Source organism: Pseudomonas sp. UBT (assembly GCF_050915955.1).
Taxonomy (GTDB): domain Bacteria; phylum Pseudomonadota; class Gammaproteobacteria; order Pseudomonadales; family Pseudomonadaceae; genus Aquipseudomonas; species Aquipseudomonas antarctica_A.
Map to the genome: position 1 here is coordinate 2,601,113 of NZ_CP168079.1, position 13,426 is coordinate 2,614,538.

The 13,426-nt window shown below is 61.4% G+C and carries 15 protein-coding genes; 6 read left to right on the forward strand and 9 right to left on the reverse strand.

The features are described from left to right. The first annotated feature begins 182 nt into the window (after positions 1–182). From hemA to ACDZ94_RS11955, 6 genes are all read left to right on the forward strand, one after another. Entirely contained in the window at positions 183–1,472 is a 1,290-nt protein-coding gene (gene hemA / locus ACDZ94_RS11930) for a glutamyl-tRNA reductase (protein WP_064450607.1), read from the forward strand. Further along, positions 1,469–2,551 (forward strand): peptide chain release factor 1, encoded by a 1,083-nt coding sequence (prfA, locus tag ACDZ94_RS11935; protein ID WP_053131841.1) that lies wholly within the window; start codon positions 1,469–1,471, stop codon positions 2,549–2,551. The genes hemA and prfA overlap by 4 nt, the downstream gene beginning before the upstream one ends. Beyond that, positions 2,552–3,382, forward strand: a complete 831-nt coding sequence (gene prmC / locus ACDZ94_RS11940; protein ID WP_221293887.1) for a peptide chain release factor N(5)-glutamine methyltransferase — start codon at positions 2,552–2,554, stop codon at positions 3,380–3,382. Further along, complete coding sequence (locus tag ACDZ94_RS11945) at positions 3,376–4,131, forward strand: molybdopterin-synthase adenylyltransferase MoeB (protein ID WP_259763074.1); 756 nt, start codon at positions 3,376–3,378, stop codon at positions 4,129–4,131. Before prmC ends, ACDZ94_RS11945 begins: the two co-directional genes overlap by 7 nt. Continuing rightward, positions 4,124–4,918 (forward strand): glutamate racemase, encoded by a 795-nt coding sequence (gene murI, locus ACDZ94_RS11950; protein WP_432750203.1) that lies wholly within the window; start codon positions 4,124–4,126, stop codon positions 4,916–4,918. Before ACDZ94_RS11945 ends, murI begins: the two co-directional genes overlap by 8 nt. Positions 4,919–5,030: 112 nt before the next feature. Continuing rightward, a complete protein-coding gene (locus ACDZ94_RS11955; protein WP_064450612.1) occupies positions 5,031–5,549 on the forward strand; it encodes an acyloxyacyl hydrolase in 519 nt (172 codons plus the stop codon). A gap of 152 nt (positions 5,550–5,701) precedes the next feature. Here ACDZ94_RS11955 and ACDZ94_RS11960 read toward each other — a convergent pair whose 3' ends face one another. From ACDZ94_RS11960 to ACDZ94_RS12000, 9 genes are read right to left on the reverse strand one after another with little or no spacing between them, the layout of a single operon-like run. Continuing rightward, the gene (locus ACDZ94_RS11960; protein WP_016977069.1) at positions 5,702–6,007 is read right to left on the reverse strand and encodes a YkgJ family cysteine cluster protein; all 306 of its coding nucleotides are present in this window, start codon (positions 6,005–6,007) and stop codon (positions 5,702–5,704) included. Between the two features lie 54 nt (positions 6,008–6,061). Further along, positions 6,062–6,553 (reverse strand): DUF2878 domain-containing protein, encoded by a 492-nt coding sequence (locus ACDZ94_RS11965; RefSeq protein WP_064450613.1) that lies wholly within the window; start codon positions 6,551–6,553, stop codon positions 6,062–6,064. Further along, a complete protein-coding gene (locus tag ACDZ94_RS11970; protein ID WP_064450614.1) occupies positions 6,546–7,817 on the reverse strand; it encodes an SAM-dependent methyltransferase in 1,272 nt (423 codons plus the stop codon). Before ACDZ94_RS11970 ends, ACDZ94_RS11965 begins: the two co-directional genes overlap by 8 nt. Then, entirely contained in the window at positions 7,804–8,613 is an 810-nt protein-coding gene (locus ACDZ94_RS11975; RefSeq protein WP_432750204.1) for a DUF1365 domain-containing protein, read from the reverse strand. Before ACDZ94_RS11975 ends, ACDZ94_RS11970 begins: the two co-directional genes overlap by 14 nt. Then, positions 8,610–9,857 carry an NAD(P)/FAD-dependent oxidoreductase gene (locus tag ACDZ94_RS11980; RefSeq protein ID WP_064450616.1) on the reverse strand — a complete coding sequence of 416 codons (1,248 nt, stop codon included), beginning with the start codon at positions 9,855–9,857 and terminating at the stop codon, positions 8,610–8,612. Before ACDZ94_RS11980 ends, ACDZ94_RS11975 begins: the two co-directional genes overlap by 4 nt. Beyond that, positions 9,854–10,636 (reverse strand): SDR family NAD(P)-dependent oxidoreductase, encoded by a 783-nt coding sequence (locus ACDZ94_RS11985; RefSeq protein ID WP_064450617.1) that lies wholly within the window; start codon positions 10,634–10,636, stop codon positions 9,854–9,856. The genes ACDZ94_RS11980 and ACDZ94_RS11985 overlap by 4 nt, the downstream gene beginning before the upstream one ends. Beyond that, positions 10,633–11,055: a nuclear transport factor 2 family protein gene (locus ACDZ94_RS11990; RefSeq protein WP_064450618.1), complete on the reverse strand. Its 423-nt coding sequence runs from the start codon at positions 11,053–11,055 to the stop codon at positions 10,633–10,635. Before ACDZ94_RS11990 ends, ACDZ94_RS11985 begins: the two co-directional genes overlap by 4 nt. Continuing rightward, a complete protein-coding gene (gene phrB, locus ACDZ94_RS11995) occupies positions 11,048–12,493 on the reverse strand; it encodes a deoxyribodipyrimidine photo-lyase (RefSeq protein ID WP_432750205.1) in 1,446 nt (481 codons plus the stop codon). Before phrB ends, ACDZ94_RS11990 begins: the two co-directional genes overlap by 8 nt. Next, complete coding sequence (locus tag ACDZ94_RS12000; protein WP_064450620.1) at positions 12,494–13,423, reverse strand: MerR family transcriptional regulator; 930 nt, start codon at positions 13,421–13,423, stop codon at positions 12,494–12,496. Positions 13,424–13,426 lie beyond the last annotated feature (3 nt).

Sequence of the window (13,426 nt, forward strand, 5' to 3'; positions counted from 1 at the left end):
ATAGGAAGAGGACGACTAACCTGCGGTCGGATCATCATGACACAAGCCTTCGGCCAAACATAACCGAGTCTCAGTGGGTGCCTTTATAGACACAAGGCATTAGGACAATAGCCTACGGTGGTTGTTCTGAATCATTCGAAGTAGGACAATTGTCGGCTTCCCGACATCATCAGCGATATTGAATGGCCTTCCTTGCACTCGGTATTAACCACAAGACTGCTTCCGTAGACGTGCGCGAGCGCGTGGCGTTTACGCCCGAGCAGTTGGTTGAGGCCTTGCAGCAGCTCTGCCGGCTCACCGACAGCCGCGAAGCTGCGATCCTTTCGACCTGCAATCGCAGTGAGCTTTATATAGAGCAGGAACATCTTTCAGCGGATGTGGTGCTGCGCTGGCTGGCCGATTATCACCATTTGGATCTCGAGGACCTGCGCGCCAGTGCGTATGTGCACGAAGAGGATGCGGCAGTTCGTCACATGATGCGCGTTGCCTCAGGGCTCGACTCGCTGGTGTTGGGCGAGCCGCAGATCCTCGGCCAGATGAAATCCGCCTACGCCGTGGCCCGCGAGGCCGGAACCGTGGGCCCGCTGCTGGGTCGCCTGTTCCAGGCCACGTTCAATTCGGCCAAGCAAGTGCGCACCGACACCGCCATCGGTGAAAATCCGGTGTCCGTGGCGTTTGCTGCCGTCAGCCTGGCCAAACAGATTTTCAGCGACTTGCAGCGCAGCCAGGCCCTGCTGATCGGCGCCGGTGAAACCATCACTTTGGTCGCCCGCCACCTGCACGACCTGGGCGTGAAGCGTATTGTGGTCGCCAACCGCACCCTGGAGCGCGCGAGCATTCTCGCCGAACAGTTCGGTGCGCATGCCGTGCTGCTCTCGGAGATCCCGGCCGAACTGGTGCGCAGCGATATCGTCATCAGCTCCACCGCCAGCCAGTTGCCGATCCTTGGCAAAGGTGCGGTGGAGAGCGCATTGAAGCTGCGCAAGCACAAGCCGATTTTCATGGTGGATATTGCCGTTCCCCGGGATATCGAGCCAGAAGTCGGCGAGTTGGACGACGTTTACCTCTATAGCGTCGACGATTTGCACGAAGTGGTCGCCGAAAACCTCAAGAGTCGCCAGGGTGCTGCCCAGGCTGCCGAGGAAATGGTCAGTACCGGCGCCGAAGACTTCATGGTGCGCCTGCGTGAACTGGCGGCAGTGGACGTGCTCAAGGCTTATCGTCAGCAAGGTGAACGCCTGCGCGATGAGGAGTTGGTCAAGGCCCAGCGTTTGCTGGCCAACGGCAGCAGCGCCGAAGAGGTGTTGATGCAACTGGCCCGTGGCTTGACCAACAAGTTGCTCCACGCCCCCAGCGTTCAGTTGAAAAAGCTTACTGCCGAAGGCCGCCTTGATGCGCTGGCCATGGCCCAGGAACTCTTTGCCCTCGGTGAGGGCGCGTCAGATAGCTCTTCGGATAAAAAACCGCAATGAAAGCGTCACTGCTCAATAAACTGGACGTGCTCCAGGACCGTTTCGAAGAACTGACCGCCTTGCTCGGTGATGGCGAGGTCATCTCCGATCAGACCAAGTTCCGCGCCTATTCCAAGGAATACGCCGAAGTTGAGCCGATTGTGGCTACCTACAAAAACCTGACGAAGGTGCAGGCCGACCTCGAAGGCGCCCAGGCGCTGCTCAAGGACAGCGACCCGGACATGCGCGAAATGGCCGTGGAAGAAGTCCGTGAAGCCAAGGACAAACTGGCCGAGCTGGAAGGCGACCTGCAGCGCATGTTGCTGCCCAAAGACCCCAACGACGGGCGCAACGTGTTCCTCGAAATCCGCGCCGGCACCGGTGGCGACGAGGCGGCGATTTTCTCCGGCGACCTGTTCCGTATGTACTCGCGCTATGCCGAGCGCCGTGGCTGGCGCGTCGAGATTCTGTCCGAGAACGAAGGCGAACACGGCGGCTATAAAGAAGTGATCGCCCGGGTTGAAGGCGACAATGTCTACGGCAAGCTGAAATTCGAATCCGGCGCGCACCGCGTGCAGCGGGTTCCGGCGACCGAATCCCAGGGCCGTATCCACACCTCGGCGTGCACCGTGGCCGTGTTGCCCGAGCCGGACGAGCAGGAAGCCATCGAGATCAACCCGGCGGACTTGCGCGTCGACACGTACCGCTCTTCGGGCGCCGGTGGTCAGCACGTCAACAAGACCGACTCGGCGATCCGTATCACTCACTTGCCGTCGGGCATCGTGGTGGAGTGCCAGGAAGAACGTTCCCAGCACAAGAACCGTGCGCGGGCCATGTCCTGGCTGTCGGCCAAGCTCAACGACCAGCAGACCAGCGCCGCCGCCAACGCGATTGCCAGCGAGCGTAAGTTGCTGGTGGGTTCGGGCGACCGCTCCGAGCGCATCCGCACCTACAACTTTGCCCAGGGCCGGGTCACCGACCACCGGGTCAACCTCACCCTTTACTCTCTCGACGAGATTCTCGCCGGTGGCGTAGATGCGGTGATCGAGCCCTTGCTCGCCGAATACCAGGCCGATCAATTGGCGGCGATAGGTGAATAAATGACCATCATTGCCAGCCTTCTGCGCGCCGCCGACCTGCCTGACTCGCCCACCGCGCGCCTGGATGTGGAGTTGTTGCTGGCCGCTGCCCTGGGCAAGTCGCGCAGCTACCTGCACACCTGGCCGGAAAAGATCGTCAGCAGCGAAGATGCGCTGACCTTTGCCGACTACCTGCAACGTCGTCGTGGCGGTGAGCCAGTGGCGTATATCCTCGGCCAACAAGGCTTCTGGAAGCTGGACCTGGAGGTTGCGCCTCATACGCTGATCCCGCGTCCGGAAACCGAGCTGCTGGTGGAAGCCGCGCTGGAACTGTTGCCTGCCAACCCTGCCAGGGTTCTCGACCTGGGCACCGGCAGCGGCGCCATCGCCCTGGCCCTGGCCAGTGAACGCCCGGCCTGGCAGGTCATGGCGGTAGACCGCGTGCTGGAAGCCGTGGCCCTGGCCGAGCGCAATCGCCAGCGCCTGCACCTGAAGAACGCCACGGTGTTGAACAGCCATTGGTTCAGCGCCCTGCAAGGCCAAACCTTCGATCTGATCATCAGCAACCCGCCGTACATTGCCGATAACGATCCCCATCTGGTGGCCGGTGACGTGCGTTTTGAGCCCGCCAGTGCCCTGGTGGCCGGCCATGACGGCCTGGACGATTTGCGGTTGATCATCGCCCAATCCCCGGCCCACCTGAACGCCGGTGGTTGGCTGTTGCTTGAGCATGGCTATGATCAAGCCGCTGCCGTGCGTGACTTGTTACTGGGCGAAGGCTTTGAAGACGTACACAGCCGTATCGACCTCGGCGGCCACGAACGCATCACCCTGGGGCGCCGCCTGTGCTGAGCGATCAGGAGCTGTTGCGCTATAGCCGACAGATTCTGTTGCAGCATGTCGACATCGAAGGCCAGTTGCGCCTGAAAAATGGCCGCGCGCTGATCGTCGGCCTTGGTGGGTTGGGCGCGCCAGTTGCGTTGTATCTGGCCGCCGCCGGTGTGGGCGAGTTGCACCTGGCCGACTTCGACAGCGTCGACCTGACCAACCTGCAACGCCAGATCATCCACGACACGGACAGCGTCGGGCAGACCAAGGTCGATTCGGCCATGCGTCGTCTCACGGCGATCAACCCGGACGTCAAACTGCTCGCCCATCGCACAGCGCTGGATGCCGATTCACTGGCGGCGGCGGTGGGGGGCGTCGATGTGGTGCTCGACTGCAGCGACAACTTCTCGACCCGCGAAGCCGTCAACGCCGCCTGCGTCGCTGCCGGCAAGCCATTGATCAGCGGCGCGGCGATTCGCCTGGAGGGGCAACTGTCGGTGTTTGATCCGCGCCGCGCCGAAAGCCCTTGCTACCACTGTTTGTATGGGCACGGCAGCGACACTGAACTGACGTGCAGCGAGGCCGGCGTCGTCGGCCCGTTGGTGGGCGTGGTCGGCAGCCTGCAAGCACTGGAAGCCTTGAAACTGCTGGCCGGTTTCGGTGAGCCGTTGGTGGGGCGGCTGTTGCTGATTGATGCCCTGACCACGCGTTTTCGCGAATTGCGCGTCAAACGCGACCCGGGTTGCAGCGTGTGTGGGACCCAACATGGTTAAGGATGCGCCAATTGGTGTGTTCGATTCCGGCGTCGGCGGCCTGTCGGTGCTGGATGAAATCCAGCAGTTGCTGCCCCATGAGTCGCTGCTGTACGTGGCTGACGGCGGGAATATCCCGTATGGCGAGAAATCTCCGGCGTTCATTCTCGAGCGCGCCCGTACCGTCGCGAAGTTTTTCCGCGAGCAGGGTGCCAAAGCCTTTGTGATTGCCTGCAACACTGCGACCGTCGCCGCCGTGGCCGATTTGCGCCAGGACTATCCCGGCTGGCCCCTGGTGGGCATGGAGCCCGCGGTCAAGCCGGCGGCTGCCGCCACCCGCAGTGGCGTGGTCGGTGTACTCGCCACCACCGGCACCCTGCAAAGCGCCAAATTTGCCGCCTTGCTCGACCGCTTTGCCACCGATGTGCGGGTCATTACCCAACCGTGCCCAGGGCTGGTGGAGTTGATTGAAACCGGTGACCTCAAGAGTGCCGCCCTGCGCCAGATGTTGCAGGGTTATGTCGAGCCGCTGCTCAGCGCCGGTTGCGACACCATCATTCTCGGCTGCACCCATTACCCCTTCCTCAAGCCGCTCCTGGCGCAGATGCTTCCCCCAAGCATCATCCTGATCGACACCGGCGCCGCCGTGGCGCGTCAGCTCAAGCGGCTGCTGGGTGAGCGCAACCTCCTGGCTGGCGCAAACCCTGAGACTGCACAGTTCTGGACCAGCGGTGACGTCGATCACCTAAGAAATATCCTACCGACACTATGGAAATCTCCTGGAGTTGTGCGTAGTTTTGGTTCGTGAAAAATTCGTGAAACGTCGGCGTTAGAAGCTGAACTTCTGACACCACGCCAGCTTCTATAACGAGTTAGCTTGTACAAAACCATACAACTTCGTTCTCAAAGGACTGTTTCTTATGAAGCGCTTGTTCTGTTTGGCTGCGATTGCGGCCGTGGTGGTAGGGCACTCGGTTTCGGCGCAGGCTGCCGGCCTGGAATTGGGTGTGGGGAGCACCAGTGAGTCGACCATGACCTATCGACTTGGGCTGACGTCGGATTGGGATAAGAGCTGGTGGCAGAGCGATACCGGCCGACTGACGGGCTATTGGAGCGGCGCCTACACGTATTGGGATGGCGACAAGCGCGCCAGTGTGAGCAGCCTGTCATTCTCGCCGGTATTTGTGTACGAGTTTGCCGGTCAGTCGGTCAAACCCTATATCGAGGCGGGGATCGGCGTGGCCGTGTTCTCACGTACGCGGGTCGAAGACAACAACATCGGCCAGGCCTTCCAGTTCGAAGACCGCCTGGGCTTTGGTTTGCGCTTTGCCGGTGGGCATGAAGTGGGCATCCGCGCCACGCACTATTCCAACGCGGGTATCAGCAGCAATAACGACGGGGTAGAGAGCTATTCGTTGCACTACACGTTGGCGTTGTAATGCGTTAGAGACGACTTTTCAGACCGGCGCAAAATTAAATGTGGGAGCGGGCTTGCTCGCGAAAGCGGTGTATCAGTCAACTCTTCGGTGACTGACACTCTGCCTTCGCGAGCAAGCCCGCTCCCACATTTTGATTTTCATCGGTCTCAGGTTCAGCGGTAAGCCGTCGCAATCCCTTCGCGCTCGGTCAAGCACTCCGGTGCGCCCATCTCGAATTCCCGACAGATCAGCGGGCGTCGCTCGTAAATCGTGCACATCATCGTGTCCCGATCCAGCGCCGCGCACCAGCCGTCATCCAGGCGCAGCATCACTTCGCCGCCCCAATCGTCGGTATCGATATAACGCTCCGGCACGCCCGTGTCGGTGATCAGCATGACTTCCAGCTGGCAGCAACAGGCCGCGCACGTCGAGCAGGTGACGGCGGGTTCGGTGATTTGAGTGTGCGGGATGTTAGTCATAGGCGCGCAGTGTAAGGCAAGCGCATCAACAGCGTGTGATTGCACTGACGGACGTCAGTGCCCGAGTTGCCGTGCGATCCAGTGCATCACCGGGAACAGGATCGCCCAAAGCAGGCCCAGGCCGATCATGGTCGGCACAGTGCCGTACCCGAAACTCACACCGGCCAATTGGCTGCCAGCGTAATAAGACAACGGCCCGCCCATCGCACCTAATAAGCTGGCGCGCCACCAGGGCTGCGCGCTCCAGGCCAGGCAATGGCGCAGCGTGGTCGCCAGCAATGCCCACAGCAGCACCAGCCAGAAAGGTATCAGTGGCCCCGGAAAGCTGAAGTGAAAGACGCCAAAGGTGCGCAGCGAGGTGTCGATGACGGTGCCCAGCAGGGTCACGGCGAGGATCACTTGCCCCTCCGCAGACCATGCACTTATCCACAGCAGGTGGATGGCCAGCACTGCGCCCGCTACCAGCAGCCATCGGCTGTCACCGCCCAGTACGCAGGCAAACCAGCCGCACTGGAACAGCACGGCATTCGCCAGCGGTTTAAGCACTGAAACGCCCGAGCAATGGCGGGTTGATGGCCGCCGGCTTGGCCAGCAGCAGTTGCGCGGTGCCAATTGTTCGTTCCATGAATCCGCCTTCGCAATAGCACAAATAGAATTCCCACAAGCGCAGGAAGTACTCATCGTAGCCCAGCTCTGCGAGGCGGCCATGGGCGCGACGAAAGTTCTCATGCCACAGGCGCAAGGTTTTCGCGTAGTGCAGGCCGAAGTCCTCCATGTGCAGCAGGTTCATGTCGGTGTCGCGGCTGACGATGTGCAGCATGTTTTGCACACAGGGCAGGGCGCCACCGGGGAAAATATAGCGCTGGATGAAGTCGACGCTGTTCTTGGCCTGCTCGAAGCGCTGTTCACGAATAGTGATGGCTTGCAGCAACATCAACCCGTCGCTCTTGAGCAAGTGCGCGCACTGCTTGAAGTAGGTCGGCAGGAAGCGATGGCCCACCGCTTCGATCATCTCGATGGACACCAGCTTGTCGTACTGGCCGGTCAGGTCGCGGTAGTCCTGCAACAACAGGGTCACCTGGTCCTTGAGCCCCAAGGCCTCGATGCGTTTTTCGGTGTAGGCAAACTGTTCTTTGGACAAGGTTGTGGTGGTGACTTTGCAGCCATAATGCTGCGCCGCGTACAACGCCATGCTGCCCCAGCCGGTGCCGATTTCCAGCAAATGGTCAGTGGGTTTGAGCGCAAGCTTCTGGCAGATGCGTTCCAGCTTGTTCAGTTGCGCCTGTTCCAGGGTGTCGTCGGGCGTCAGAAATTGCGCGGCCGAATACATCATGGTCGGGTCGAGGAATTCTTCGAACAGGTCGTTGCCCAGGTCGTAGTGGGCGGCGATGTTTTTCTGTGAGCCTTTGCGTGTATTGCGGTTGAGCCAGTGCAGACCTTGGGTGAACGGCCGTGCCAGGCGCGCCAGCCCGCCTTCCATGGCGTCGAGCACCTCCAGGTTACTCACCATCACGCGCACCACCGAAGTCAGGTCCGGCGTGGTCCAGTAACCGTGAATAAACGCCTCGCCGGCGCCTATCGAACCGTTGGCCGCCACCAGGCCCCATACCGCTGAATCGAGGATCTGGATTTCCCCCAGCAGGTGCGCTTCGCGTGCGCCGAACACTTGGCGTTCGCCGTCCTCGATCACCACCAACTGGCCGTGGCGCAGCTGGCTGAGTTGACGCAGCACCGCCTTGCGCAGCAGCGCGCTGGTCATGCCGTTGACGTTCAGGCGGTTGGTTTTGACCGATAAGCTAGGGGATTTCATGGCGGCGATCCTTGGTATACCCGACTGCGGTGCGAGAGGCGCCATCGGCGGCCTGATGGGGAAAAATCGGTGTTCTTTTGAGCAATAGGCGCATGGCCTGCCAGTAAATGGCGAGGCAGGTTTTGGCGGTCATCCACGGAAAGCGCCACAGGTAGCGATGCAGGCTGGCGCGGTTGAGCGCTTCTTTGTGCAGGCTCAAGGTGGCGTCGAAGACTTTCAACTCGCCTTGCCAATCGGCCATGTGCACGCCGAGCTTGGCGGCGGGCGGGCTGAAGCTCATGCGGTATTCCAGGTCGCGCGGCAAAAACGGCGAGACATGGAAGGCCTTGGCCACGGCGAAGTGCTGATGCTCACCCGCGCCGAGGGCCTGGGCCGGCAGCACGTAGTGATAGCGCTCGCGCCATGGGGTGTTGGTCACTTCACACAGGATCGCGGCCAGTTGGCCATCGGCCTCGAAACAGTAGAAGAAACTCACCGGGTTAAAAGCCAGGCCCCAACTGCGGGCCTGGGTCAGCAGGCAGATAACGCCCTGGGGTGTACGCCCCAAGGCCTTGCCGACTTCCTGGCGCACGGCATCGCTCAAGCTCATGCCGTGGCGGGTAAATTCACGCAGGTAATCCTGCTGGCGAAAGCCGAAGGGCGCCAGCCAGCTCGTGCCGGCCAGCGGCGACAAGCCGAGCACTTCGTCTTGTTCGCTTAAATCCAGGTACAGCAGGCCGATGCGGTAGCGAAAGGCATGGGCCTTGGGCGCAAACCGGCGATGGGCGATCCAGCCGCTGTACAGGGCGCTGTTCACAGGGTTTCTCCAAAGGCTTGGGCCACGCGCAATGCGCTGACCACGCCATCTTCATGGAAACCGTTGGCCCAGTAAGCGCCGCAATAAAACGTATTGCGCGCACCGAGCAATTCTTCCCAACGCCCTTGGGCGTCCACAGCGGCAAGGCTGTATTGCGGGTGGGCGTAGGTGTAGCGCGCGAGGATTTTCAGCGGGTTGATCATCGGCGTCTGGTTCAGGCTGACGCAGAAGGTGGTGGCGCTGTCGATACCTTGCAGGATGTTCATGTCGTAGGTGACGGCGGCCTGGGTTTGCGCAGTGCCGGTCAGCCGGTAATTCCAGCTGGCCCAGGCCAGTTTGCGGTCCGGCAACAGGCGCGTGTCGGTGTGCAGCACCACATCATTGTCGGCGTAGGGCAATGCGCCGAGGATCTCTTGTTCGGCCTGGCTCGGGTCGGCCAGCATGGCCAGGGCCTGATCGCTGTGACAGGCGAACACCACGCGATCAAATGTTTCGCTGCCGGCAGGGCTGTGGATAACCACGCCGTCGTCTGTGCGTTCTACTTTATGCACAGGGCAATTGAGGCGGATCTGCTCGCGAAAACTGCGTGTCAGCGGCTCGATGTAGCTGCTGGAGCCCCCTTCGATCACGCACCACTGTGGCCGGTTGCTGATCGACAGCAAGCCGTGGTTCTTGAAGAAACGCACAAAGAATTGCAGCGGAAACCCCAGCATGTCGGCCAGGGACATCGACCAGATCGCTGCGCCCATCGGCACGATGTAATGCCGGATAAACCGCGGGCCGTAACCGCCGGCTTCGAGGTAGTCGCCGAGGGTCATCTGCGCGCTGATCCGCTGCTCTTGCAGGTCCAGCGGCGCTTGGCGGTTGAAGCGCAAAATGTCGCGCAACATGCCCCAGAACCCAGGCGACAGAATATTGCGCCGTTGCGCAAACAGGCTGTTGAGGTTGTTGCCGTTGTACTCGAACCCGGCATTCTGGTCACACACCGAAAAGCTCATCTCGGTGGGCTTGAACTTCACACCGATCTGCCCAAGCAGGCGGATGAAGTTGGGGTAGGTCCAGTCGTTGAACACGATAAAGCCGGTGTCCACCGCATAGCTTTTGCCCTCGACGGTGACGTTGACCGTGTGGGTATGCCCGCCGATCCGCTCGCCCGCTTCGAACAGGCTGATGTCATGGCGGCGGCTGAGCAGGTACGCGCTGGTCAGCCCGGCGATCCCGCTGCCGATAATGGCGATCTTCACAGTCTGTCCTTCTGCGGCGGAGGGCTGCGCAGCATGCGTTTGCCGATGATCAGTTGGACGCGGTTGGGCAGCTTCGACAGCGGCCACAGGGTGGCGATAAACAGCGCGGGAAAGGCGATTTCCAGCGGGCGTTTGCCCAGCTTGGCAAAGATATGTTTCGCGGCCTTGTCGGCTGACCAGCTCAAGGGCATCGGGAAATCGTTGCGCTCGGTCAGCGGCGTGTCGACAAAACCCGGGCTGATGACCGTGACGTCGATGTTCTCGGACGACAGGCTGATGCGCAGGGATTCGAACAGGTAGCGCAGCCCGGCTTTGGACGCGCCATAGGCTTCGGCACGTGGCATCGGCAGGTAAGTCACGGCGCTGGCCACGCCCACCAGGTGCGGTGATTGCCCGGCGCGTAACAGTGGCAGCGCGGCTTCAATGCAATAAGCGCTTGCCAGCAGGTTGGTGCGCACCACGTGCTCGACGATGGAGGCGTCAAACTGCCGGGCGTCCACGTATTCACAGGTGCCGGCGTTGAGGATCACCGTGTCCAGTGAGCCCCAAACCACGCTGATGTGCTCGCCAATCTCGCGCACGGTCTGGCTGTTGGTCAGGTCGCCGGCCACCACCAGCACTTGTCCTGGATAACGTTGGGCGAGTGCTTCCAGCGGGCCTTTTGTGCGCGAGCTGAGGGCTACGTGGGCGCCGCTGTTGAGCAACTCCACGGCCAGCGAGGCACCGATGCCACTGCTGGCGCCGGTCAGCCAATATCGGCGGGGCGGTGTCAGGCTCATCCCATTCTCCTTTTCAGCCAACGGACTGCGGGGCCGAGTATTGGCAGGTGTTCATAGAGCAAGGCACCGGCATCGAAATAGTCACGATGGCGGTACACCTTGTCGCGCCACATCAGGTGTGAGCAGCCTTCCACGCGTATCACTTTTCCGCGGTTCAGTCGCGGGTGGCAAAAACTCATTTTCCAGCGCAAGTAGCCTTCGCCTTCGGCCACTTGGTCGAAGCCGTGAAAGTCGAAACGCAGCTGGCTGACATTGCTGTACAGCTCGGCGAAGTAGCGGTGCATCGCCGGTAAGCCATGCACTTCATGCAGCGGGTCGGTAAAGGCGATGTCCTTGCTGTACAGGCCGTCGAGCAGGTGCAGGTTGTGCTTGTCCAGCGTCGCAAAGGCCTGGGCGAACCGGGGCAGGAAGTCACTCATGTAAACCTCCGACCGCTTCGCGCGAGGGCAGGCTGCGGAAAGCGGCCAATGCCCGTTCACGGGATTGCTTCAGGTCTACAATTGCGCGCGGGTAGTGCGCCACACCGAACAGGCCGCCGACGGCCTCGGGGTTGTGCACTTCCTTTTTATTCAGCGCGGCCAGTTCGGGTAGCCAGTGCTTGATGAACACGCCTTCACTGTCGAATTTTTCCGACTGGCTCAGCGGGCTGAAAATTCGGAAATAAGGCGCCGAGTCGGTGCCGGTGGATGAGCTCCACTGCCAGCCACCGTTGTTGGCCGCCAGGTCGCCGTCGATCAGGTGACGCATGAAAAAACGCTCGCCCTCGCGCCAGTCGATCAACAGGTTCTTGGTCAGGAACATCGCTACCACCATGCGCAGGCGGTTGTGCATCCAGCCGGTTTCCAGCAATTGGCGCATGGCCGCGTCGATGATCGGCAGGCCGGTGCGCGCTTCCTGCCAGGCGGCGAGGTCTTTGGGCGCGTCGCGCCAGGCCACTGCTTCGGTTTCGGGGCGGAAGGCGCGATGGCGCGAGACCCTTGGATAGCCGACCAGGATATGTTTGTAGAACTCGCGCCATAGCAGCTCGTTGATCCAGGTGATCGTGCCCACATTGCCACTTTCGAACTCGCCCTGGTTGGTCTGCAAGGCGGCATGCAGGCACTGTCGCGGTGAAACCACACCGGCAGCGAGGTAGGCGGAAAGCTGGCTGGTGCCGGGTTTGGCCGGAAAGTCGCGTTCGTCCTTGTAGTAGCTGATCTGCTGGTCGGCGAAAGCGTCGAGACGGCGTCTGGCTTCGTCCTCACCGGCGGGCCAGAGCGCCCGCAAGGTTTCGCTGGGCGGCTGGAACCCTTCAACCTGTGTGGGGACGGGGTCGCTTTTCACGTGCGTTTTGGCTTGGGCTTTTGGCGTTGCTACCAGGCGCGGGAGGGCGCTGTGCAGGCGGTTGTAGCAGACTTTGCGGAACTGGCTGAAGACCTGGAAGTAGGTGCCGGTTTTGGTCAACACACTGCCGGGTTGGAAAAACAGCTGGTCCAGATAAGGGTGGAACGTCACGCCGTCGGCTTCCAGAGCTTTGGCGACGGCGGCATCGCGGCGGCTCTCGTGGATGCCGTATTCCTCGTTGACGTGCACCGACTCAATCGACAGTTCCCGGCACAGCGTGCTCAGCACGGCGGGGGCCTGGTCCCAGGTCGCGGCGGTGCGGATCAGCAAGGGAATGTTCAATGCGCCGAGCGCCTGGCCCAGGTGCTGCAGGTTGCGCAGCCAAAAGTCGACTTTGCAGGGCGCGTCATCGTGGGCCAGCCATTGTTCGGGGCTGATCAGGTACACGGCAACGACCGGGCCTCGCTGGCTCGCGGCAGCCAGGGCGGTGTTGTCGTTCAGGCGCAGGTCGGTGCGCAGCCAGATCAAATGCATTTAAAGAAGTCCACGCTGGATCAGTATCTGATGGGCCGACAACGGGTCTTCGGCCACGAACAATTCAGGGGTGTCACGGGTTAATACGGCTAACTCGGCCTGGTGGATGCATACCGTTGGTCCGGCAATCAATGTTGGGCAACTGACGCCGCCCAGCAGTTTCGGGAGCGAGGGCAGGTGCAGGGCCTTGCTCGAATACAGCAGCACGGCACGCGGTTGCAGGTGTTCCACGGCCAATGCCAATTCACCGGACGGCAAAGGCCAATCGAACACTTCCACGGGGCAATCGGCGCTGCTGGCGAGCCACGCGCTGAGCCACAGGTGCGGCTCCAGGGGCAGGTCGGAGTGGTTGACCAGCAGCAGCGGGGCGCCTTGCAGTTGGCGATTGTTGTGGTAGATCCGCGCGCCGAACTTGCTGCGCAGCCATGACAGGAAAAACACCCGTTCCATCTGCGCGCCGAATTGGCCCTGCCAGCGTTGTTCGAGCTCTTGCAGCAGCGGCAGCATCAATTGCTCGCACAAGGTACGTGGCGGGTAGAGCGCCATGGCCTGGTTGAACGCGTCGTCGACCCGGCGCTCGGCCAAGTCGCTGATCGCGGTCACCAGGTTCTGGCGCAACGCGTGCCATTCGTTTTCGACGGTGTCGGGGCTGATTTGGGCGGTGTCGATAAGGTTTTTTACCTGGCTGACCGGTACGCCGCGGTTGAGCCAGGTGAGGATGGTGTGGATGCGTTGCACGTGTTCGGCGCTGAACAGCCGATGACCTTTGGGCGTGCGCTGGGGCACGATCAAGCCGTAGCGGCGTTCCCAGGCGCGCAGCGTCACAGCGTTGACGCCGGTCTGGCGTGCCACTTCACGAATCGGCAGCCAGCCGTCTTCGAGGGCTTGGGTGATGTCTTCGCCTGGTTCGTCTTGCGGGGCAGCGTTCATGAG